An 18,360-nucleotide genomic window follows, 5' to 3' on the forward strand; every position below is an offset into this window, starting at 1 on the left:
GTGGTGGCGACACGAACGGCGGCGGTACGGGAAGATCCGGGTCGATCGATGCGTGCCGTCGCTGATCGTTCCCGCGTAGGGTCGGAAGTCAGCACGTCAGCAGAGCGACGAAAGGGCAGGCCCATGGCGCAGGAAGTACGCGGCGTGATCGCACCGGGCAAGGACGAGCCCGTGCGGGTCGAGACGATCGTGGTGCCCGACCCGGGGCCGGGCGAAGCCGTCGTACAGGTGCAGGCCTGCGGGGTCTGTCACACCGACCTGCACTACAAGCAGGGCGGTATCACCGACGAGTTCCCCTTCCTGCTCGGTCACGAGGCCGCCGGAGTGGTGGAGTCGGTCGGCGAGGGCGTCACGGATGTCGCGCCCGGTGACTTCGTGATCCTCAACTGGCGTGCCGTGTGCGGGGCTTGCCGGGCCTGTCTGCGCGGGCGGCCCTGGTACTGCTTCAACACCCACAACGCGAAGCAGAAGATGACCCTCGCCTCGACCGGCCAGGAGCTCGCCCCGGCGCTCGGCATCGGCGCCTTCGCCGAGAAGACGCTGGTGGCCGCCGGGCAGTGCACCAAGGTCGACCCGGCCGTCTCCCCGGCGGTCGCGGGACTGCTCGGCTGCGGGGTGATGGCGGGCATCGGCGCCGCGATCAACACGGGCAACGTCGGCCGGGGCGACTCGGTCGCCGTGATCGGCTGCGGCGGGGTCGGCGACGCGGCGATCGCCGGGTCCCGGCTTGCGGGCGCCGCGAAGATCATCGCCGTCGACATCGACGACCGGAAGCTGGAGAAGGCCCGCTCCCTGGGCGCCACCCACACGATCAACTCGCGCGAGAGCGACCCCGTCGAGGCCGTCCGTGGCCTGACCGGCGGCTTCGGCGCCGACGTCGTCATCGAGGCGGTCGGCCGCCCGGAGACCTACCAGCAGGCCTTCTACGCCCGCGACCTCGCCGGCACCGTCGTCCTGGTCGGCGTACCCACCCCCGAGATGAAGCTGGAACTCCCGCTCCTCGACGTCTTCGGCCGCGGCGGCGCCCTGAAGTCCAGCTGGTACGGCGACTGCCTGCCCTCCCGGGACTTCCCCATGCTGATCGACCTGCACCTGCAGGGGCGGCTGCCGCTGGACGCCTTCGTCACCGAGACCGTCCAGCTCGACGAGGTCGAGAAGGCGTTCGATCGGATGCACGGCGGCGACGTGCTGCGTTCGGTGGTGGTGCTGTGATGACCACGCGCATCGAACGCCTCGTCACCTCCGGGCAGTTCACCCTCGACGGCGGCACCTGGGACGTCGAGAACAACGTCTGGATCGTCGGCGACGAACGCGAAGTCATCGTGATCGACGCCGCGCACGACGCCCGGGCCATCGCCGAGGCGGTCGACGACCGCGTCCTGAAGGCGATCGTCTGCACCCATGCCCACAACGACCACATCGACGCCGCGCCCGCCCTCGCGGACCTCACCGGCGCCAAGATCTGGCTGCACCCCGACGACCTGCCGCTGTGGAAGCTCACGCATCCCGACCGCGACCCCGACAACCACCTGTCCGACGGGCTGGTCATCGAGGCCGCCGGCGCCGACCTGACCGTGCTGCACACGCCCGGCCACGCGCCCGGCGCCGTCTGCCTCCACGACCCCGGCCTGGGTGTCGTCTTCACCGGCGACACCCTCTTCCAGGGCGGCCCCGGCGCGACCGGACGGTCGTACTCGCACTTCCCGACGATCATCGACTCCATCCGGGACAAGCTCCTCACCCTCCCGCCGGAGACGAAGGTCCTGACCGGACACGGCGACCCGACCACCATCGGCGCCGAGGCACCCCAACTGGCGGAGTGGATCGCCCGGGGACACTGATCCGCACATGAGGTCGGCTTCCGCGGAAGGCCCGCCACCGGCCACCGCGGAACCGGCACGCCCCTCAGACGTCCGACGCCGGCCGGGTCGGCCAGAGCGCCGGGTGCCCCGGAGGCAGCGCGAGATCCTCGCGTACGGCGGTGTAGTAGCGCTCCCGGCAGGCCCGCTGCCGTGCCAGGAGGTCTTGCCAGGCGTCCGGGTCGACCGTCCCGGAACGCATGAACCGCTCCATGGCCATCACCGCGGTCACCCACTCCCGTGCCTGCTCGACCACCTCCCGGCTGCCCAGCATGATCAGCGCCTCCCCGGCCGGATCACGGCCGTCGGTGGCCGCCGCCAGCTGCGGCTCGGCCTCGGCCGGGGAGATCGGGTGCGGATGCGGGTCGTTGCCGAGATGGGCCGCGACGCGGTAGGTGAGGTTCACCGTTTTCTTCAGCGCCCGCGCGTAGTCGCTGTACACCCTCAGCCGCCGCTCCTCCCAGCGCGCCTCCTGCTCCCGCCGGAACCGGGCCCGGTCACCCCGCACCACCGCGAGGTACGAACCGAGCGCGCCGATCACGACGCCTATCAGGGCAGGGAGTTGCTGCAGGAACGCGGTCATGTGCGCACGGTATCTGTCCTGTTGATCGTCCGGCCCGTACGGTCGTCGTCATGACCGGACTGACGCGTTTTGCCGGATACGGAGTTCTCGTCACGGGCGCGGCCCGCGGCATCGGTGCGGCCGTCGCCCGCCGGCTGGCCGAGGAGGGCGCACGGGTGCTGGCGACCGACCGGGACCTGCCCGAGGCGGAGCGGACGGCGGCCGCGCTGCGCGAACAGGGCCTGGTGGTGGAGGCGGTCGCCTGTGACGTCGCCGACCGGGACTCGGTGGAGGCGGCCGTCGAGCGGGCCGTCGGCGCCTTCGGCAGGCTCGACGTCCTGGTGAACTGCGCCGCGCACTGCACCCCGGACCTCCCCCTCTTCGAGGACCAGCCGGACGACGGATGGGCACTGGACCTCGACATCACGCTCACCGGCGCCCAGCGCTGCTGCCGCGCCGCCCTCCCGCACCTCGCCGCCTCCGGCCGGGGCGCGATCGTCAGCATCGGCTCGGTCAACGCCCGCGCCGACTTCGGCAACCACGCCTACAGCGCCGCCAAGGCCGGTCTCGCCTCGCTGACCCGCACCCTCGCCGGCCACGCGGCCGCGCGCGGGGTGCGGGTCAACCTGGTGGAGCCGGGCACGGTCCGCACCTCGGCCTGGGCGGGCCGGGAGGACGAACTCGACGCCGTCCGGTCGCTGTATCCGCTCGGCCGGGTCGGCGAGCCCGAGGACGTCGCCGCGGCCGTCGCCTTCCTCGCCTCCCGGGACGCCGCCTGGATCACCGGTACCACCCTGAGCGTCGACGGCGGACTGACCGCCGTGCACAGCGGGTTCCACGCGGCGCTGCGGCCGCACCGGGAGGACCGGCGCGGGTCAGACAGCCGCTGAGGCGCTCGCGAGTGCCGCCAGCACGCGCCGGGTGTCGTCCCCGGTGGTCCGCCAGTTGCTGAACGCCGCCCGCAGCGCCGGCACCCCGCCGTACACCGTCGGCGTCAGGAACGCCTCCCCGGACGCGGCGACCGCCCGGGCCAGCGCGGCCACCCGTTCCTGCGTGGGGTTCTCGGCGAGGGTGAAGCAGACGACGTTGAGCCGGACCGGGGCGAGCAGCCGCAGGGCGGGCAATTCCCCGATGCCGGCGCCGAGTCGGCGGGCCTCGGCGACGTTGCGCTCGACGATCTCGCGGTGCCCGTCCCGGCCGTACGCCGTCAGTGCGAACCAGGCCGGCAGCGCCCGCATCCGCCGGGAGTTCTCCGGGGTCAGGTGCAGGAAGTCCGGGGTGCCGGTGGGCGGGCCCAGGTACGGGGACTCGTTCTGGAAGACGGCCACCTGGAGGTCGCGGCGGCGGGTGAACTGCACGGCCGCGTCGTAGGGGACGTTGAGCCACTTGTGCAGATCCACGCAGACCGAGTCGGCCGCGTCGAGACCGGCGACGAGCGGGGCGTGGGCGGGGGAGAGGGCGGCGAAGGCACCGAACGCGGCGTCCACGTGCAGCCAGAAGCCGTACCGCTCCTTCAGGGCGGCGATCGCCCGCAGGTCGTCGAAGTCGACGGTGTTCACGGTGCCCGCGTTGGCGACGACGATCGCCGGCCGTCCGTCCCGCGCGGCCAGCGCCGCGTCGAGCGCGGTCACGTCCACCGCCTCCCGGTCGCCGGGCAGCAGCGGCACCGGGCGCAGCCGGTCCCGGCCGATGCCGAGCACCGACAGGGCCTTGCCGATACTGGAGTGCGGGCTGCCGGAGAGCACGTCGACCGGGCCGAGCGCGGCGGCGCCCGCCCGGGAGACGTCCACCCCGAGCCGCTCCCCGAGCCAGGCGCGGGCGATCGCCAGACCGACCGTGTTCGACATCGTGGCCCCGGTCACGAACGCGCCGCTGTGCGCGTCGCCGAGCCCGAACAGCTCGGCCAGCCAGGCCACGGTCTCGCGCTCCAGGGCGGCACCCCAGGAACCGGCGTCCCCGGACAGGTTCTGGTCGTAGGCCGAGGTCAGCCAGTCGCCGGTGAGCGAGGCGGGTGTCACACCGCCGGTGACGAAACCGAGGTAGCGTGGCCCGGCCGAGGCGGACATCCCCGGCGCCCACCGCTCGGTGAACCGGGCCAGCGCGCCGGCACCACCCTCCCCCTGCTCGGGCAGCGGCGCCCGCGCGGGCGCGGGCCCGAGCGCGGCCACCGGCCGCTCGGCCGACCCGGCCGCCGCGCGGGCGGCCACGTCGCGGGCGGACTGGAGGAGTTCGGGAAGCCGGGCGAGATCGTCGGCGAGCGCGGGGTGCATGAACCGCACACTAGGTCGGCCACGACGCTGTGGCGCGGTCCACTTCCGGGTAAGTGGACCGGTGTCGGCAGGGACGGCCACGGCGGCGAAGTTAACCGTTTCGTCACGACCCGCCCCGGGCTACAACCAATGCCGCGCATCGGGCGGTCCAGTACGACGAGACCACAGTGCAGAAGAAGGAGACAGACGTCATATGGGGGACATACGCAGACGAAGTGCCGTAGTGCTCGGTGTCACGGGCCTTGTGGCGCCGCTCACGCTCGCCCTCACCTCCGCTCCGGCGCAGGCGGCGAGCTGCACCACGCAGGCCGGGCCGTACCAGAAGCAGGTGGAGAAGTTCCTCGGGCGGCCGGTCGACGGCAAGCAGTCCACCGCCGACTGCAAGGCGATCCAGGCCTTCCAGAACAAGCACGGCATCACGCCCGCCGTCGGGTACGCGGGTCCCGTCACCTGGGGCGTGATGGACCTGATGAACAAGCAGAAGGCCGTCGGGAACAACCCCAACAAGGACGGCAAGTGCCCGACCAACAAGGGGCGCATCGCCTGCGTCAACCTCACTCTCCAGCTGAGCTGGATCCAGGACGGCAACAGGCTGGTCTACGGCCCGGTGCCGGTCCGTACCGGCCGGAACGGGTTCGAGACGCGGACCGGTCTGAAGAAGATCTACTGGCGTGACATCGACCACGTCTCGTCCGTCTACAACGTGCCGATGCCCTACAGCCAGTTCTTCGACGGCGGGCAGGCCTTCCACTCGGTGAATCTCAGCATGTGGAACCCGCCGGGTTCGCACGGCTGCGTCAACATGACCCCCACCACCGCCAAGAAGTACTGGTCACTGCTGAAGACCGGCGACGACGTCTACGTGTACGGCCGCAAGCCGGGCACCTGACGGCACCCGGCCCGCCGCCGGTCCCGGCCGGCGGCTCCGGCTCAGCTCTCCGGGGCGTCCCCGAAGTCCGGGATCTCCAGCCTGGCCCCACCCTGCCGCGCCGACTCGTGCGCGATGATGCCCGGCAGGGTGTAGCGGGCCGCCACCCAGGCGTTGACGGTCGGCAGGCTGCGCGTGTTGACCGCGGTCACGAAGTCGTCCACCAGGAAGTGGTGGCTGCCCTCGTGCCCGTTGTGCAGCGCGTCGAACTCCCGCGGCAGCCGCGCCCGGTCGTGCACCGGCGCCGACCCGGAGGTGAAGGCCGCGCGCAGCTCCGGCGCGATGTGCTGGAGGGACGGGTCGTCAGGGGACATGGTGGGCTTGGGTTCGAGCAGCTCGCTGATGTCCTTCACGCAGTTCTTGTCCTGCCACAGCGCCACCGTCGCCAGCTGCTCCATGCTCGCCTCCGTGCCGAAGAACCGGAAGCGGGACTCGCGGATGTGGGACGGGTAGCCCACCCGCCGGAACTCGTTCGTACGGAACGACCCGCCGCCCGCCACCTCGAACAGCGCGGTCGCGTTGGACACGTCGTTGCCGAACTGGCTGACCTCCTTGTCGAAGACGCCGTCGCCCCGGTCGTCCACGACCCCGATCGCCGACACGCTCACCGCGTGCGTCTGCCAGGCGCCGAGCACCCCGCCCACCGCGTGCGTCGGGTAGAGCAGCGGGGGATAGCTGGCGGTCGCCTTCCAGTTCTCGCCGCCGCTGTAGCGGTAGGCGTCGTAGAAGCCCAGGTCCATGTCGTGGACGTAGTCGCCCTCGGCGTAGAAGAGCCGCCCGAAGGCGCCCTCGGCGATCTGGTTGCGGGCGTGCACGGTCGCCGGGTTGTACTGGCTGGTCTCGCCCATCATGTACGTCAGCCCGGTCGCCTTGACCGTGTCGATGATCGCGGCGATCTCCTCGGTCGTGATGGCCATGGGGACCGCGGAGTACACGTGCTTGCCGGCGTTCAGGCCCTGGAGGACCAGCGGGCCGTGCGTCCAGCGCTGGGTGAAGATCGCGACCGCGTCGACGCCGGACTCCAGCATGGCCTCGTACGACGGGAAGGTGCCCGCCAGACCCTGGGCGGCGGCGAGCTTCTCCGCCCGCTCGGGCAGCAGGTCGGTGACGTACACGTCGCCGACGCCGGGATGGGCCTGGAACAGCGTGGCGAACTGGCCGGAGAACTGTCCGGCGCCGACGATGCCGAGTGAGAAAGTCATGGGGGTTACTTTCGTCGCGGAAGAATCTTGCCGTCAAGGGGCGGAAGGAAGCCGGAAAGGTGTGAGGAGGGCGCTTATGCGGCGCACCCGGCGCACAGTAGGGTGGCTTGGTTGCTTCAGTCTCGGAAGAAAAGGGATGCCGTGACCGACTGGCTGCCGCTGAGCCCCGCGGAGCGCTCCGTGGCGATCGAGGTGCTCGTCAACGGCCCGCTGTCGCGCACCGAGCTGGCCCGCCGGCTGAACCTGTCCCAGGGCAGCCTGACCCGCCTCACCAAGCCGCTCATCGAGTCCGGCCTGCTCGTGGAGGCCCCCTGGACGGGCGCCCCGGGGGAGGCGCGCCAGGGCCGTCCCTCGCAGCCGCTCGACGTGGTCGCCGAGTCCCGGTCCTTCCTCGGCTTCAAGATCACCGACGAGATGGTCTACGGCGTCGTCACCAGCCTCAGGAGCGACATCGTCGCCCGCCTCGACCGGCCGCTCACCAGTCATGACCCGAAGGGCGTCGCCGACCTGCTGGCCGCGATGACCACCGAGCTCGCCGGCCGCCATCCCGCGGTCGCGGGCATCGGCATCGGCGTCGGCGGGTTCGTGCGCGAGTACGCGGTGGTCGGCGAGTCGCCCTACCTGTCCTGGCGTGACGTCCCGCTGGCCGGGCTGGTCCGGGAGCGCACCGGGCTGCCGGTCTTCGTGGAGAACGACGTCGCCGCCCTGGTCGAGGCCGAGACCTGGTTCGGCGCCGGCCGCGGACTCGACCGCTTCGTCGTGCTGACCATCGGCGCCGGTATCGGCTACGGCCTGGTGCTCGGCGGCAGGCGGGTCCCCTGCGCCGAGGAGGACCGCGGCTTCGGGCGGCACTGGATCATCGACCCCCTGGGCCCGCTCACCCCGCAGGGCGAGCGCGGCAGCGCCGTGTCGCTGCTCACCATCCCCAGCATCCGCTACCAGGTCCGGGCCGCCACCGGCCGTGACGCGTCGTACGAGGAGATCCTGGCCGGCGCCGCCGCGGGCGAGCCGATGGCCGCGCGGGTGATCGGCGAGGCCGGCCGGGCGCTGGGCACGCTGCTCGCGCAGATCGCCAACTTCGTGATGCCGCAGAAGATCCTGCTGGCCGGGGAAGGCGTTGGCCTGATGGAGGTGGCCGGCGACACGGTGCGGGACACGGTCCGCGCCCACCGGCATCCGCTCGCCGCCCCGATCGGTCTGGAGACCAAGGTCTCCGACTTCCACGACTGGGCGCGGGGAGCGGCCGTCCTGGCGATCCAGGTGCTGGTGCTCGGTCGGGCCGGGGCCTGAACTGCCGTTTCCGCTCGGACGGCCGTTGCGGGACCGCACCGAACTCCCGCCTGTGCTTGACACATTGACGTGATGAGTAACACGGTCCGATATGTCCGTATCGGTCGTACTTACTCACGGCGCCTTCACGTCGACCGGCATATGCTTCACACCATGTCCACCACTGTTGAAACCGTCACCGAGCGATCGGCCGACGAGGTCAACGAGGAGATCCGGGCCCTGTGGCTCCGGTCGGGCGGGACACTGAGCACCGAGCAGCGCGAGGAGTACCAGCGGCTCGTCCTCGAATGGGCGGCGGCAACCCCGTAGCAGCCGGACCAGACGGCCTGACCGCCCGTCCCGGGCACCCGCAGGCGAACGGGTGCCCTTCTCGTAGACCTCGCGCGGCAGACCTCGCGCCGCCCCCGTCAGCCCCAAGTGGCCGAGTAGTAGCGCTGGTACGCCTTGCGGTCCTGTTCCGCGCGGATGAAGCGCGTGCCCACCAGCGCGATCAGACTGCCTCCGATCACCAGCAGGCCCGGTCCGACGTTGCGGGTGTCCGTGAGCCGGGCGACCAGGCTGGTGTCGTCCCCGGTGACCGGCGCCGACGAACCCGGCGAGGCCGCGCTCGGCGCGATGGCGCTGTGGTTGGCCGACGCGGACGGCGCCGGAGCGGCGCTCTGCCCGCCGGTCGCGGCCTGCTTCGTCACGATCAGCTGGACGTTCAGCGCCGCCATCGCCCGCGTCACCGGCTGGAAGAACGTCACCCCGCCCGTGGTGCAGTCACCGCTGCCGCCCGAGGTCACCCCCAGCGCGATGCCGTTGGAGAACAACGGACCCCCGCTGTCGCCGGGTTCGGCGCACACGTTGGTCTGGATGAGTCCGGTGACCGTGCCCTCGGGGTAGTTGACGGTCGCGTTGAGCGCCGTCACCGTGCCGTCGTGCAGCCCGCTGGTGGAGCCGCTGCGGAACACCTTCTCGCCGACCGTCGGATCGGCCGCCCCGGTGATCCGCACGCCTTGGCCGTTGCCGATCGCGACCACGTCCGCGTTGTCGCCGGCCTTCCCGTTCGCGTACTGGATCAGCGAGAAGTCGTTGCCCGGGAACTGCGTGTCGATCGTGGTGCCGACCTGCTGGTCGTTGCCCTGCCCCTCGTCGAACCAGACGGTGTTGGCGGGACCGCAGTGACCGGCGGTGAGGATGAAGTCGGTGGTCCCGTTGGTGACGTTGAACCCCGCCGAACAGCGGCCGCCCGTCGACAGGATGGGCTGCGCCCCGTTCAGCCGGGTGGTGAACGTCCCCTCGGAGCGCTGCATCTGCACGAAACCGCCGATGCCCGCGGCGACCCGGCTCAGGTCCGACCAGTCGGAGGCGGAGACCGTGCTGTCGGCCTCCACCATCACCCGGTTGGTCTTGTAGTCCACCGCCCACGCGGTGCCGGCGACCCGGGGCGCCGCCTTCAGCGTGGCGGTGGCCGCCTTCAGCTCGTTCATGCTGTGCGACACCATCTTGGGTTCGGCGCCCGCCTGCTTCACCATCGCCGCGGCCTGCTCGTCGGTGACCGCGACCACCGGCTTGCCGTCCGCGCCGATCCAGCTGCCCGCGGTGCGGGCCGTGCCGAGCTTCGCCACCAGCGCGGTCCCGGTGTCACCGGCCGCGGTCGCGGAGCCCGAACTGAACGGGACGACGGACGTGCCGGGAGTCTCGCTCGCCATGGCCGTGGTGACCATCGCGCCTCCCAGAAGGAGTCCGCCGACCGCCGCCAGCTGTGTCCCCCGCCGGACGACCCGTCGTCGTGCGTGCCTCATCCATGGCTCCCGAACCCCGAACGCGCGGTGCCTGCACCGCGGGGCCCTCCGGTCGTCGAGCGCCCTGCTCTCCATACGTGGGCGGCCCCCGGGGTGTTCACGGCCGTGGTGATCTTTACGATCCCGTGGCAGTGCGGCACGGCCGTACGCCTCGTTCCCGGGCCTGCCGCAGCCGCCTATCTTGAGCCCATGACCAGCATCCCGCAGGAGAATCCGGGCGAACCGAACCCGCTGCGCGCCCTCACCCTCGACCGGCTGCGATGTCGTACCAGCATGAAATGGCGCACCTACCCGGCGGACGTGCTCCCGGTGTGGGTGGCCGAGATGGACGTGCCGCTCGCCCCGGCGGTCGTCCGCGCGGTCACGGACGCGATGGAACTCGGCGACACCGGCTACCCGGCGGGCACCGCCTACGCCGAGGCGCTCGCCGCGTTCGCCGCGAAACGATGGGGCTGGGACGGGCTCGACGTGGCCCGCACCGCGATCGTCCCCGACGTGATGCTCGGCGTGGTCGAGATGCTGAGACTGGTCACCGGGCCCGGAGACCCGGTGGTCGTCAACTCGCCGGTGTACCCGCCGTTCTACCAGTTCGTCGGCAACATGGACCGGCGAGTGGTGGAGGCCCCGCTCGGCGCCGGCGGACGGATCGACCTCGACGTGCTGGAGGCGGCGTTCCGCGGGCTCGGCGGCGGCCGGGCCGGCTATCTGCTGTGCAGCCCCCACAACCCGACCGGCACCGTCCACACCGCCGACGAGCTCACCGCCGTCACCGCCCTCGCCGAGCGGTACGGCGTCCGGGTCGTCGCCGACGAGATCCACGCCCCGCTCACCGCCCCGGGCGTCGGCTTCGTGCCGTACCTGAGCGTGCCGGGCGCCGACCGCGGGCTGTCCCTGATGTCGGCGTCCAAGGCCTGGAACCTCGCGGGCCTCAAGGCCGCGCTCGCCCTCGCCGGGCCGGGCGCCGCAGCCGACCTCGCCCGGCTGCCGGAGGAGGTCAGCCACGGCCCGAGCCACGTCGGCGTCATCGCCCACACGGCCGCGCTGACCGACGGCACCGCCTGGCTGGACGCCCTGCTCGCGGGCCTCGACGAGAACCGGCGCCTGCTCGCCGGGCTGCTCGACAGCCACCTGCCGGGCATCCGGTACCGGCCCGCCGAGGCCACCTACCTCGCCTGGCTCGACTGCCGCGCCCTCGGCCTCGGCGACGACCCGGCCGAGGTCTTCCTGGACCGCGGCCGGGTGGCCGTGAACTCCGGCCTCCCGTTCGGGACCGGTGGCGCCGGGCACGTACGGCTCAACCTCGCCACCTCGCCCGAGGTGATCACGGAGGCGGTGCGCCGGATGGCGGCGGCGCTCGCGTGAGGCGGGACCGCCCGGCTGACATCATGGCCGTATGCGTGTGCTGATACCGCTTCCCGACCGGGACTTCGACGTGACCGAGGTGGCCGTGCCCTGGCGGGAGCTGACCCGGGCCGGCCACCAGGTCGTCTTCGCCACCGAACGCGCCGGCACCCGCCCCGCCGCCGACCCCCGGCTGCTCACCGGTGTCCTGTTCGGGCAGCTCGGTGCCGAGGACGAACCCAAGCGGTTCTACGAACAGCTCACCGCAGCACCGGAGTTCACCACCACGCCGGCCTGGGCCGACCTCGACGTCACCGGCTTCGACGGGCTGCTGCTGCCCGGCGGACACGCCCCCGGCATGCGCCAGTACCTCGGCTCACCCGAACTCCAGGACCAAGTACGGAAGTTCTGGGCGCTCGGCCGCCCGGTCGGCGCGATCTGCCACGGCGTCCTGGTCCTCGCCCGCACCCGGGACCCGGCCACCGGGCGCAGCGTCCTGTCCGGCCGCCGCACCACCTGCCTGCCCAAGTACATGGAACGCACCGCCTACCTGACCACCGCCTGGCGCCTCGGCCGCTACTACCGGACCTACCCGGCCTACGTCGAGGACGAGGTGCGCGCCGCCCTCGCCGACCCGGACGCCCAGTTCGAGCGCGGCCCCCGCGAGCTCACCCGGCGTGGCACCGCGACCGACGACACCCACGCCTTCGTCGTCGAGGACGGCACCTATCTCTCGGCCCGCTGGCCCGGTGACGCGTATCTCTTCGCGCGGAGGTACCTCGGCCTGCTCGACCGGAGTTCGGACACCTGAGTGTTCCGCTGGTCATGCGGTTCGTCGGCCGCGGGCCGGTGGGGGCTGGTCGCGCAGTTCCTCCCCCAGCCTTCGGGGCGCGCACTCGCCTAGACTCCGGGCATGGACGACATCACCGGGACGGCGCTCGACCGGCTCGCCGCCGGTAAGTATCTGCTGGTCACCAGCTACCGCAAGGACGGCACCCCCGTCCCGACCCCGGTGTGGGTGGTGCGGGACGGGGACACGCTCGGCGTCTGGACGGTCGCCGACTCCTTCAAGGTCAAGCGCATCCGCCGCCGTGCCGACGTCACGGTCGGCCCCTGCGACCTGCGTGGCAACCCGACCGGCGACCTCGTCCCGGCCACCGCCGAGATCACCGACGCGGCCACCACCGCCCGCTACCGCGGCCTCATCGCCCGCAAGTACGGCATCACCGGCCGCCTCACCCTCCTCGGCAGCAGGCTGCGCCGGGGCGTGGACGGCACGGTCGGCATCCGGGTGACCCTGGCGCCCTGAGGAGGCCGAGACCTCCTCAGGGCGCCAGGGGCGCTACGAGGCGTCCAGCACCGTCCCGTTGAGCGTCAGGCCGCCGGGCAGCGGCTTGCCCTCGTCGTCCGTCTGCTGGAAGGTCACCGACTCGGCCGGTTCCCCGACCTGGTCCCGTACGGTGGGCACGGTCACGTCGAGACCGGTCTTTCCGGCGGGCACGTCCAGCCACAGGTACAGGCCGTCCACCTGGGACAGCGGCCGCTCCGGGTCCGGATCCGCGCCGGAGACCTCGGCCAGCCAGCCGGGGTCGACGTCCTTGGTGGACAGCTCCGTGCCGCCGCTGCCGACCGGGACCGGCACGAAGAGCGCGCCGATGTCCGTGTCCGCGGCCTGCGACAGCGAGATCCGCCACTTCAGGGCGGCGCCCTCGGTCACCCGGTCCGCGAGCGGAGTCACGGTGACGGTGGGTGCCGGGTCGTCGTTGTGTACCGTCAGCCCGCCCCGGTAGGAGCCGACCACGGCCCCGTGGACGGCCTTGACCAGCACGTCGTACGGCACGTCGGCGCCGTAGCGCGTGTTGCCCCGCACCTTGACCGGCACGTCGATGCCGTGGCCGCCGGGCCGCACGGTGACCAGACGGTCCTTCGCGGTACCGGTGGCCGGGTCGACGACGTACACCCGGACCTGGCCGCTGCCCCGACCGGACACCCGCACCGGGACGTGGTAGGTGCGCACGCCCGAGTCGCCCTCGTCGACCGTGAGCCGGCCGACGTCGACGCGCGGCAGCCCCGCCGCGCGGACCGCCGGGGTACCCGGCCGCCAGCCCCAGGCGTCCATCAGCCAGGCCCGTCCGGACCCGGAACGCGGCGTCAGCTCAAGGGACGTGACGGACCGCAGGTCGACCCCGGCCCGGTGGGCGGCGGTGAGCGGTACGCGCAGCTCGCGCGCCCAGTAGGACGCGGTGCGGTCACTGCCGGGCAGCCCGTCGGCCCGGACCCGGCCCAGCGTGGCCCGCCGGCCGTGGCTGTCGGTGACGGACACGTCGAGGCTCGTGCCCCGGGAGTTCGGGGGCACGAAGACCCGCAGTGCGAGCGCCTCGGCACCGGAGAGCGAGATGGGCCGCGCCACCCGGACCCGGGCCGGAGTTCCGGCGGACGTCCAGTCCAGCGCGATCGCGTGCCGACCGGTCTCCCGTCCCGTCTCCCACTGCGCGAAGTGCGGCGAGACACCCGTGGCGCCCTGCCCCAGGCAGGCCACCGCCGGATCGGGATCGACCGCCGAGCACAGCCGGCCACCGGTCACCGTCACCTTTCCGTCCGGCAGGAACCCGGCACCGCGGTTCGCGCCGACCGCGTGGCCGAGCACCCGCGCCGGATCCGCCGACGGCGCCCGCCGCCCCGAACCGTCCAGCAGTGGACGGACCCTGTCGTCCCTGGCGACGAACAGCCTGGCCGCCGCCGCGATGTACGTCGAGCCCGCCCGGTGCTGCTGGTCGGCCGTCAGCCGGGTCGCGGCCTGCGGGGAGCAGACCGGGTCCGGGTGGTCCGGGTCGTCGGAGAAGTCGTCCTCCGCGGGGGCCTGAGCCTGTCCCGGCGTCCACTCGGTGTTGAAGAAGTTGTGGTCGGCGCCGATCACGTACACGGCGCTGTGCAGGGCCTTGCCGCTGCTGACCGCGCGGGTGCCGTCGACGTACACCTCGCCCTGGAGGTCGGAGACGTCGCCGTCGCAGCCCGGCAGGATCGTGAGCGACGGCACGTCCGGCACCGGGTTCTGGCCGAAGACGGTCGGGCCGATCAGCACGGTCCCGCTGATGTGCCAGCGCACCCTGCCGTGGTAGCCGTCCTGGTCGGCCGGCGGCGGGTACAGGCTGTCCAGCGCCGCCCGGTTGACGCCCTCGCCGCCCCGCGAGTGGCCGATCAGCAGCACACGGGAGAGGTCGGCGCGGGGTGCCTCGCGCACGATCGGGGGCGCGTGGCGCGGGTCGCGCGCCCAGTCGGCCCAGTGTGCGAGGTGCAGCCGGATCAGGGACGAACGGGCCTGCGCGCCGCCGTCCTCGGCCTGCCAGTCCTGGCCGTTGATCCCGTTCGCCGAGATCGACACCGTCACATAGCCCTGGGAGGCCAGTAGTTGCTGGTCGCGCAGATAACCCCGGTGGCTCGGTATGGGGAGCGTCCCGTCCGGGCACGGCCAGGCCCCGGAGGCGTCGTCGGAGCCGCCCTGCGGGGCGTAGCAGGTGGCATGGCGTCCGTGCAGGAAGAGCGCGAGCGGCCGGGCCCCGGAGACCCCGGTGGGCGCGACCACCACGGCCTGCATCTCGACCGGGACGGAGAACCCCGGCAGGCGCACCGACTTGAGTCGGTACGAGCCCGTCTTCGTGCGGTACGGGCCGGGCTTGCCCGGGTCCACCGGATTGGCCGGCAGCGGGGCCGGGGGCCGGGCCGCCGCCGAGGTCGTGGGCGCGGCCTCGCGGGTGTCCAACCGGCGTCCACCGGACCAGACCTGCAGGTTCTTCAGCGCTCCTGCCCGCGCCGCCCCGTCCAGACCGAGCCGGAAGGTGTGCCCGTCCCGCTCCGGCTTCGGCACCCCCAACAGCCGCCCGTCCGCACGGAATTCGACCCGCGCGTCCCCCATCGGCACCCGTCTGCCGGACCGCCACACCAGCTGGGGCGCCGACCGTCCCTGGTCGATGTGCCAGCCCGGTGGCAGCTTCCCGTCGGATCTGACCGCGGCCGGGGCCTGTCGAGCGTGTGCGGTGGTGCCGGACACTCCTCCCACGAGCGCGAGCACCGCCGCCGCGGTGACCCATATGCGCCGGGTACGGACCAATGTTCCCTCCTCCTCGGAAGGCGAGCACGGGCCGTCCCGGCCGTCCCGGGAAGCCCCTCGCGCTCCGGAGGACGGGGAGTTGAGGCTGTGGGTTGCCTGTGAGGAGGGAGTGAAGGGTCAAGTGCGCGAGAAACGGCACCTGTCGAGGTCCCGGGCGGCGTCCCGGCACGCCAGGTGGTACGCCACCGACGCGCCGAGGACCCCGGCCCCCACCACGACGGCCGTCACGGCTCGCTCAGCCCCCGCCGTGTCAGTCGACGCCGGGAGGTACGACCGTGGCGTGGTGGTGGTACATCCGCCAGCCGCTCCGCTCGTCGCGCCGGCGCCAGAGGGAGCTGTGCCGGGAACGGCGGTCGCCGAGACGGGCCTCGAAGGTCACCAGTACCAGCCCGGGAGCGAGGACGACACCGGTCATGCCGGACGGCTCGTACCGGGGGCCGTCCGCCGACGCGCCCGGCTTGTCCGGCAGTTCGGCGAGCAGTTGCCCGTACGTGAACCTGCGGCCGGACGCGCCCACCTCCACGAACTCCGGGTCCAGCAGCTCGGCCGCCGACTCCCGGGATGCGCGCACCTCGGGCTCCATGAGCCGCAGCTCACCCGCGATCGCAGCCGCCACCTGGGCCGATTCGTCGCTCATGGCCACATCCTCGCCCAGGGCCCCGGTCACCGGGCAACCGGATTTCCGAGCGTCAGCTCCAGGCCCGGTACGGCTCGTCGAGCAGCTGGAAGACCGGCTCGCCCCGCACCGGGTCCCTGGTCGTGGAGAGCCTGACCCGGTCACCGCTGTGGATGCCGATCGGCGGGCCCATGACCCGGCCCCGGACCACGAACCCCTCGGCCATCTCGATCAGGGACACGTTGCGCGCGGCGGGCGTGTTGCGGTGCACCACCGTCGAGTGGCGGACCGTGCCGGTGCCCTCGCTGCGCTCCGTCCGCAGCTCGCTGCCCTGGCACACCGGACACAGCAGCCGGTGGTACATCGCGGTGCCGCACCAGGTGCAGCGCTGGTAGACGATGGCGTCCTTGGCACGGTCCGCGGGCGCGGGGTCGAGCACGCCCGTCGCGAATCCGACCGCCGACTGCGCGGCGCTCGTCGAGTGGTGGTACACGCTGGTCAACTCCCTGCGCTCGCCCGGAATCACACGTGTCCGGACCCGGCCGGGCACGCCTGTGCCCGGTTGGCCGTGCCACCGTGCACGCCGACAGCGTATGGCACTCAGTGCCAACCGTAAAGGCACTGCGTACCCCCAATGTGGGTGCACCGGGATTCAGGCGCGGCCGAACGCGGTCTCGATCTCCTGTACCACCCGCCACAGCGGGGCGTCCCGCCGCGAGACGAGGACGACCACGTCGTCCGGGTGCTCCGCCGGGCCGCCGAAGAGCGCGGCCGGCGCCCCGCCCGGAGCGGGGCCGACGGCTGCGGTGCCGAACGCCTCCTGCACGTACCCGAGGGCGTGGTCGACCGTCTCGTCCGCGTCGCCCCGCCCGTCGGAACGCAGCCAGGAGCGGAGCGCGTTGTTGTGCGCCGCGACGACGGCCGCCGCGACGACGTCGGCCCGCAGCGTCCCGTCCGGCCGGCCGGCGTACCGGCCGCGCAGGTACTCGGCCAGCGCGCGCTCGTAGCGCCACACCACGGACAGCTCGTACGCGCGCAGCCCCGGGACCTGTTTGGTGAGCCGGTAGCGCTGCACCGAGAACGTGGGGTTCTCCGCGTACATCCGCAGCACCAGCCGGGCCGCGTCGCACACCCGCCGCACCGGCTCGCACTCCGGGTCGCCCGCCGCCAGGAAGGCGGTCATGTCGGCCAGGCACCCCTCGTGGTCGGGGAAGACCACGTCCTCCTTGGACGGGAAGTAGCGGAAGAAGGAGCGGCGCCCGACCCCCGCGAGGGCAACGATGTCGTCGACGGTCGTCTGCTCGTACCCGCGCTCCAGGAAGAGCCGGAAGGCCGCCGCGACCAGGGCGTCCCGCATGGGCGGCTTGGCGGGCGGTGCCACGCTGCTGGAGCTCATGGACGCGAACGTAGCATTCCGTCGCCCCGCATGGCACTCAGTGCACCAGGTCGGGGGACTGAGTGCGCTGCCGGCCGGCCAGGGCCGGGTTGCGGTCCCCGGCTGAACCGGCCGGGCGGTCCTCCCGTATGTGTTCTCGGGGATCGCGGACTCCCCGTGCGCACGGGGAGTGGAAGGAGAGCAGTGTGTCGACACCGCCCGACCCTGAACAGCCGCACCGCGGACCGGTGCTGGAACCGGTCCGGGTCCTGCGGCCCCGCCGGCTCGACTCCCTCGCGGAGCTGATGCGCGAGTTCCACGCGGATGCGGAGGCCGCCGAGAAGGCGAGGGAGACGCGGGAGACCAAGGAGGCGAAGAGCCCGGGCCCCGCGGACTTCGAGGCCTTCGACCCGGCCGTCGGCTCCGGCACGGGGTCCTTCGTCTCCGGCATCGGCTCCTTCGGCTCCCGCATGGAGGACGAGACCCAGGAGCTGCCGCCCGTCACCGACGGCCCGCGCACCGCGCCCGGCGGCCGCGGGTATGGTCACGGCCCCGGCGCCGGCCCGTCCCGTGCCTTCGGCTTCGGGCCGGGACTGCGCCGGGCCGCGGTCGTGGTGGCCGTCGGCGCGGCCGCCCTGGTCGGCTTCGGCTGCGCCCTGCTGCTGCCCGGCCGCGAGGGCACCGCCGAGGCCGCCCAGCCGTCCGAGTCCGCCACCACGGCACCGGCCTCCACCCCGCCGGCCTCGGACACCGCCACCGACCCCGACGGCGCCGGCACCCTCCGCCAGGGCGACACCGGCCCCGAGGTCGTCGAACTGGAGCAACGCCTGCTGCGCATCCCGGACGTCTACCGCGACGGCTCCACCGGCGGCACCTACGACGCGGCCCTGACCGCCGCCGTGGAACGCTTCCAGGTCTGGTACGGCATCAGCGGCGACGAACGCGGTGTCTACGGCGACGACACCCGCCGCGCCCTTGAGTCCCGTACCAGCCTCACCGACGGCTGACGGCCCGGAGGTGCG

General features: G+C 72.9%; 18 protein-coding genes. 10 read left to right on the forward strand and 8 right to left on the reverse strand.

All coding sequences use genetic code 11. The annotated features are described in order from the left end of the window. The first annotated feature begins 123 nt into the window (after positions 1 to 123). On the forward strand, positions 124 to 1,212 hold the full coding sequence (locus ACFY0P_RS05655) for an S-(hydroxymethyl)mycothiol dehydrogenase (RefSeq protein WP_388907702.1): 1,089 nt from the start codon (positions 124 to 126) through the stop codon (positions 1,210 to 1,212). Continuing rightward, positions 1,212 to 1,841, forward strand: coding sequence for an MBL fold metallo-hydrolase (locus ACFY0P_RS05660; protein WP_351496758.1), 630 nt, complete (start codon positions 1,212 to 1,214; stop codon positions 1,839 to 1,841). Before ACFY0P_RS05655 ends, ACFY0P_RS05660 begins: the two co-directional genes overlap by 1 nt. A gap of 64 nt (positions 1,842 to 1,905) precedes the next feature. Here the strand turns inward: ACFY0P_RS05660 and ACFY0P_RS05665 are convergent, their stop codons facing one another. Next, on the reverse strand, positions 1,906 to 2,442 hold the full coding sequence (locus tag ACFY0P_RS05665) for a hypothetical protein (RefSeq protein WP_388907705.1): 537 nt from the start codon (positions 2,440 to 2,442) through the stop codon (positions 1,906 to 1,908). Positions 2,443 to 2,492: 50 nt separating this feature from the next. Between ACFY0P_RS05665 and ACFY0P_RS05670 the strand changes: the two genes are divergently transcribed. Then, a complete protein-coding gene (locus ACFY0P_RS05670) occupies positions 2,493 to 3,311 on the forward strand; it encodes an SDR family NAD(P)-dependent oxidoreductase (RefSeq protein ID WP_388907707.1) in 819 nt (272 codons plus the stop codon). Here ACFY0P_RS05670 and ACFY0P_RS05675 read toward each other — a convergent pair. Further along, a complete protein-coding gene (locus ACFY0P_RS05675; RefSeq protein WP_388907709.1) occupies positions 3,297 to 4,691 on the reverse strand; it encodes a pyridoxal phosphate-dependent decarboxylase family protein in 1,395 nt (464 codons plus the stop codon). The two genes, ACFY0P_RS05670 and ACFY0P_RS05675, sit on opposite strands and share 15 nt — an antisense overlap. Before the next feature lie 193 nt (positions 4,692 to 4,884). Between ACFY0P_RS05675 and ACFY0P_RS05680 the strand changes: the two genes are divergently transcribed. Beyond that, positions 4,885 to 5,580, forward strand: coding sequence for a L,D-transpeptidase family protein (locus ACFY0P_RS05680; protein WP_388907711.1), 696 nt, complete (start codon positions 4,885 to 4,887; stop codon positions 5,578 to 5,580). Between the two features lie 41 nt (positions 5,581 to 5,621). Here the strand turns inward: ACFY0P_RS05680 and ACFY0P_RS05685 are convergent, their stop codons facing one another. After that, positions 5,622 to 6,821, reverse strand: a complete 1,200-nt coding sequence (locus ACFY0P_RS05685; RefSeq protein WP_388907713.1) for a Gfo/Idh/MocA family protein — start codon at positions 6,819 to 6,821, stop codon at positions 5,622 to 5,624. A gap of 141 nt (positions 6,822 to 6,962) precedes the next feature. On the opposite strand from ACFY0P_RS05685, the gene ACFY0P_RS05690 reads away from it, so the two are divergent. Beyond that, a complete protein-coding gene (locus tag ACFY0P_RS05690; RefSeq protein WP_388907715.1) occupies positions 6,963 to 8,111 on the forward strand; it encodes an ROK family protein in 1,149 nt (382 codons plus the stop codon). Positions 8,112 to 8,264: 153 nt separating this feature from the next. Then, complete coding sequence (locus ACFY0P_RS05695; RefSeq protein ID WP_351500593.1) at positions 8,265 to 8,420, forward strand: hypothetical protein; 156 nt, start codon at positions 8,265 to 8,267, stop codon at positions 8,418 to 8,420. 98 nt (positions 8,421 to 8,518) lie between these two features. Here ACFY0P_RS05695 and ACFY0P_RS05700 read toward each other — a convergent pair whose 3' ends face one another. Next, complete coding sequence (locus tag ACFY0P_RS05700) at positions 8,519 to 9,898, reverse strand: S1 family peptidase (protein ID WP_388907717.1); 1,380 nt, start codon at positions 9,896 to 9,898, stop codon at positions 8,519 to 8,521. 189 nt (positions 9,899 to 10,087) lie between these two features. Between ACFY0P_RS05700 and ACFY0P_RS05705 the strand changes: the two genes are divergently transcribed. The 3 genes from ACFY0P_RS05705 (at position 10,088) to ACFY0P_RS05715 (ending at position 12,548) form a co-directional block, all read left to right on the forward strand. Beyond that, the gene (locus ACFY0P_RS05705) at positions 10,088 to 11,260 is read left to right on the forward strand and encodes a MalY/PatB family protein (RefSeq protein ID WP_388907719.1); all 1,173 of its coding nucleotides are present in this window, start codon (positions 10,088 to 10,090) and stop codon (positions 11,258 to 11,260) included. Positions 11,261 to 11,291: 31 nt separating this feature from the next. Continuing rightward, positions 11,292 to 12,050 carry a type 1 glutamine amidotransferase domain-containing protein gene (locus ACFY0P_RS05710; protein WP_388907721.1) on the forward strand — a complete coding sequence of 253 codons (759 nt, stop codon included), beginning with the start codon at positions 11,292 to 11,294 and terminating at the stop codon, positions 12,048 to 12,050. A gap of 102 nt (positions 12,051 to 12,152) precedes the next feature. Continuing rightward, the gene (locus ACFY0P_RS05715) at positions 12,153 to 12,548 is read left to right on the forward strand and encodes a PPOX class F420-dependent oxidoreductase (protein WP_388907723.1); all 396 of its coding nucleotides are present in this window, start codon (positions 12,153 to 12,155) and stop codon (positions 12,546 to 12,548) included. Positions 12,549 to 12,581: 33 nt separating this feature from the next. Here the strand turns inward: ACFY0P_RS05715 and ACFY0P_RS05720 are convergent, their stop codons facing one another. The 4 genes from ACFY0P_RS05720 to ACFY0P_RS05735 all read right to left on the reverse strand — a co-directional run bounded on the left by ACFY0P_RS05720 (position 12,582) and on the right by ACFY0P_RS05735 (position 17,359). Then, positions 12,582 to 15,347, reverse strand: a complete 2,766-nt coding sequence (locus ACFY0P_RS05720) for a hypothetical protein (protein WP_388907725.1) — start codon at positions 15,345 to 15,347, stop codon at positions 12,582 to 12,584. 250 nt (positions 15,348 to 15,597) lie between these two features. Beyond that, positions 15,598 to 15,984, reverse strand: coding sequence for a DUF4440 domain-containing protein (locus tag ACFY0P_RS05725; RefSeq protein WP_388907727.1), 387 nt, complete (start codon positions 15,982 to 15,984; stop codon positions 15,598 to 15,600). A gap of 52 nt (positions 15,985 to 16,036) precedes the next feature. Next, complete coding sequence (locus ACFY0P_RS05730) at positions 16,037 to 16,456, reverse strand: Zn-ribbon domain-containing OB-fold protein (RefSeq protein ID WP_388908825.1); 420 nt, start codon at positions 16,454 to 16,456, stop codon at positions 16,037 to 16,039. Positions 16,457 to 16,615: 159 nt separating this feature from the next. Further along, entirely contained in the window at positions 16,616 to 17,359 is a 744-nt protein-coding gene (locus ACFY0P_RS05735; RefSeq protein ID WP_388907729.1) for a TetR family transcriptional regulator, read from the reverse strand. Positions 17,360 to 17,544: 185 nt separating this feature from the next. Between ACFY0P_RS05735 and ACFY0P_RS05740 the strand changes: the two genes are divergently transcribed. Beyond that, positions 17,545 to 18,345 (forward strand): peptidoglycan-binding protein, encoded by an 801-nt coding sequence (locus ACFY0P_RS05740; protein WP_388907731.1) that lies wholly within the window; start codon positions 17,545 to 17,547, stop codon positions 18,343 to 18,345. Positions 18,346 to 18,360: the final 15 nt, after the last annotated feature.

The sequence above is a fragment of the Streptomyces sp. NPDC001714 genome (assembly GCF_042892755.1).
Taxonomy (GTDB): domain Bacteria; phylum Actinomycetota; class Actinomycetes; order Streptomycetales; family Streptomycetaceae; genus Streptomyces.

Bases quoted from the DNA above. Each gene is read 5' to 3' on its own strand.
- ACFY0P_RS05710 (WP_388907721.1), top strand. From the start codon at position 11,292: ATGCGTGTGCTGATACCGCTTCCCGACCGGGACTTCGACGTGACCGAG.
- ACFY0P_RS05680 (WP_388907711.1), top strand. From the start codon at position 4,885: ATGGGGGACATACGCAGACGAAGTGCCGTAGTGCTCGGTGTCACGGGC.
- ACFY0P_RS05700 (WP_388907717.1), bottom strand. From the start codon at position 9,898: ATGAGGCACGCACGACGACGGGTCGTCCGGCGGGGGACACAGCTGGCG.
- ACFY0P_RS05655 (WP_388907702.1), top strand. From the start codon at position 124: ATGGCGCAGGAAGTACGCGGCGTGATCGCACCGGGCAAGGACGAGCCC.
- ACFY0P_RS05735 (WP_388907729.1), bottom strand. From the start codon at position 17,359: ATGAGCTCCAGCAGCGTGGCACCGCCCGCCAAGCCGCCCATGCGGGAC.
- ACFY0P_RS05665 (WP_388907705.1), bottom strand. From the start codon at position 2,442: ATGACCGCGTTCCTGCAGCAACTCCCTGCCCTGATAGGCGTCGTGATC.
- ACFY0P_RS05695 (WP_351500593.1), top strand. From the start codon at position 8,265: ATGTCCACCACTGTTGAAACCGTCACCGAGCGATCGGCCGACGAGGTC.
- ACFY0P_RS05670 (WP_388907707.1), top strand. From the start codon at position 2,493: ATGACCGGACTGACGCGTTTTGCCGGATACGGAGTTCTCGTCACGGGC.
- ACFY0P_RS05715 (WP_388907723.1), top strand. From the start codon at position 12,153: ATGGACGACATCACCGGGACGGCGCTCGACCGGCTCGCCGCCGGTAAG.
- ACFY0P_RS05685 (WP_388907713.1), bottom strand. From the start codon at position 6,821: ATGACTTTCTCACTCGGCATCGTCGGCGCCGGACAGTTCTCCGGCCAG.
- ACFY0P_RS05705 (WP_388907719.1), top strand. From the start codon at position 10,088: ATGACCAGCATCCCGCAGGAGAATCCGGGCGAACCGAACCCGCTGCGC.
- ACFY0P_RS05660 (WP_351496758.1), top strand. From the start codon at position 1,212: ATGACCACGCGCATCGAACGCCTCGTCACCTCCGGGCAGTTCACCCTC.
- ACFY0P_RS05725 (WP_388907727.1), bottom strand. From the start codon at position 15,984: ATGAGCGACGAATCGGCCCAGGTGGCGGCTGCGATCGCGGGTGAGCTG.
- ACFY0P_RS05675 (WP_388907709.1), bottom strand. From the start codon at position 4,691: ATGCACCCCGCGCTCGCCGACGATCTCGCCCGGCTTCCCGAACTCCTC.